The sequence below is a fragment of the Bacillus sp. AFS041924 genome (assembly GCF_002577195.1).
Classification (GTDB): Bacteria; Bacillota; Bacilli; order Bacillales; family Bacillaceae_G; genus Gottfriedia.
The window spans coordinates 1-2,072 of sequence record NZ_NULG01000149.1 but is presented as its reverse complement, the minus strand read 5'-3'; the positions used below and the strand labels follow the sequence as shown (position 1 = coordinate 2,072).

The following is a 2,072-nucleotide window of genomic DNA, read 5'->3' as shown; positions in this document are numbered from 1 at the left end:
AGAAACATTTCGCACAACTATCCTGCCATTATGTTGAATAAGAAAAAGCGATCTTCTATTGAAGAATCGCAATCGTTAGTTGCATAAGACAGTAATCATCCTCTATCTTAGAATATTAATGCTATTAATGCATATTCTGTACCGCACTTTGGAAAATTAAGTAAAAAGGATGATTATATGCAACTTGATTTTGTATGGAAAGCAGTGTTAATTGTTATCATCGGAACGTTTTTATTAAGAATAGCCGGAAGAAACTCTATTTCTAAGATGACTGTTTCTGAACTTGTATTAATGAGTACAATTGGTCCATTACTTAGTCGTCCAATTGAAAATAAGAGTATTTGGACAAGTATTAGTGTTGCTTCCATCCTCATAATAACGGTAATTCTGTTTCAGTTACTTAAGCTAAAATTTAATTCATTAGAATTATTACTAACTGGCATGTCAACCATCCTTATTGAAGATGGGGTCTTAAATGGAGAAAACATGAAAAAGGCACGTCTTACAACCGAAAATTTAAAAATGCGTTTACACCAGTTGGGAATAACTTCGATTGAAGATGTAGAGTGGGCTGCATTAGAAGTAAATGGTCAAATTGGATATAAATTGAAGCCAAGCCTAGAGCCTGCAACTAAACAAGACATTCAAAATTTAGTGAGACTAATTGAAACAAAAATTCTTGAATCTAAGGAAAGCTAATGATTATTTAAAAAGTACTCATTTTCCTTTATATTGTTGATAGTTATAAATCAAATTTAGTGCTTGTTGTACAAAATAGGTCTGTCATACAGACCTTCATATTGTTCAACTCTTCTTTTTTTGAAAATCTTATTCTTTCATACTTCCATTGTATGTGATTTTTATTACGTCCCCCTTCTTTAGAAATCCTGATGAAGAGGCAATTCTTCTCACCTTATATTTGTCTTTTGCGAGATAATAATGCGAAGAAGACTTTAACTCGCTTGGGATTGGACCACTTCCATAACTATCCACTTTTATGCCGATATCTTTTCCATCCATTTTCGCATTAACTACTCCGTAATGTGCTATTTCATAATGCATTTGGCTGTTCGGTTCATATTTCTGTATAATGGTTAGTTGCCCAGACTTATATCTAATATCCTGATAAATTGCTAATGGAATAACTATAATGATAATTCCTAAGGCAAGTAAAAATATAGTTAACACACGTTTCAACAACATCACCTCTCCCTTTTTGTGCTGTGGATTAGGTGAAAAATAGTAAAGTTTTTTTAATAATGCTCCTAGTGTTTGTTTAACTAATGTATGCGTTGGTTCTTTATTTCCCAAAATTCTAGATTTATTTTTTTGGTAACAAGAACCCCAAAATACGTATATTTAATGGTCATACTTTTAATCGGCTCCTGATAAAACTCCACTTTAATTCCGTAATAAATGGGTGTATTATCTTTTCGTTTAATGGCTTCATTTATTTCGTTAGGACTTAATCTAGGATGAATGGGTGCTGCGTCAATGTTCATAAATTTCGTCCTTGGGTCATCCATCCTTGGATCACCTGTAGCAGGTTGCACCAATTGTCCACTATAACTAATCCCTAATGCCAATTCTTTTGGTTTTTTCCCCTGATTAAAAGTGATATCTTTTAGTGTGATATCCTTTCGACCTTTGTTATGAAATTGTAGAACGATTACCGTTTTCCCTTCTGTCATGGTGTTCCAGGAATACCCTTCAATTTCAATAGGATTACTGGCATAAACTAACCGGTAAAATGAAAAGAACGCAACACCCACAAGTAATAGGATAGAAGCAAATACCATTATTATGATTGATTTTTTTTTCAACCTCTCACCCTTAATAAAATAAGTCATTCTTTATTCATAACTTATTTCTTTCAACATCAATCATAAATACCTCCCTATTTATGATTATTAAAATTCAATTTATATATATGAAATTCCTATTAAACATAAACTTGGGGGAATTTTAATTCATTCTAATAACTAACCTTTTTCAACCAGTTTGTTTAATAAAAAAAGGCCGACTAATTGTCGATCATGTTGTTCAACTAATGCATGCTTATATATAGTATT

At 32.0% G+C, this 2,072-nt stretch carries 3 protein-coding genes; 1 reads left to right on the top strand and 2 read right to left on the bottom strand.

All coding sequences use genetic code 11. The annotated features are described in order from the left end of the window. Window positions 1-177 precede the first annotated feature (177 nt). On the top strand, window positions 178-699 hold the full coding sequence (locus COC46_RS21630) for a DUF421 domain-containing protein (RefSeq protein ID WP_098811955.1): 522 nt from the start codon (window positions 178-180) through the stop codon (window positions 697-699). 129 nt (window positions 700-828) lie between these two features. Here the strand turns inward: COC46_RS21630 and COC46_RS21625 are convergent, their stop codons facing one another. Beyond that, window positions 829-1,200: a hypothetical protein gene (locus tag COC46_RS21625; RefSeq protein WP_141550950.1), complete on the bottom strand. Its 372-nt coding sequence runs from the start codon at window positions 1,198-1,200 to the stop codon at window positions 829-831. Window positions 1,201-1,280: 80 nt separating this feature from the next. After that, the gene (locus COC46_RS21620; RefSeq protein WP_098811953.1) at window positions 1,281-1,823 is read right to left on the bottom strand and encodes a hypothetical protein; all 543 of its coding nucleotides are present in this window, start codon (window positions 1,821-1,823) and stop codon (window positions 1,281-1,283) included. Between the last annotated feature and the right edge of the window lie 249 nt (window positions 1,824-2,072).

Bases quoted from the DNA above. Each gene is read 5' to 3' on its own strand.
- COC46_RS21630 (WP_098811955.1), top strand. From the start codon at position 178: ATGCAACTTGATTTTGTATGGAAAGCAGTGTTAATTGTTATCATCGGA.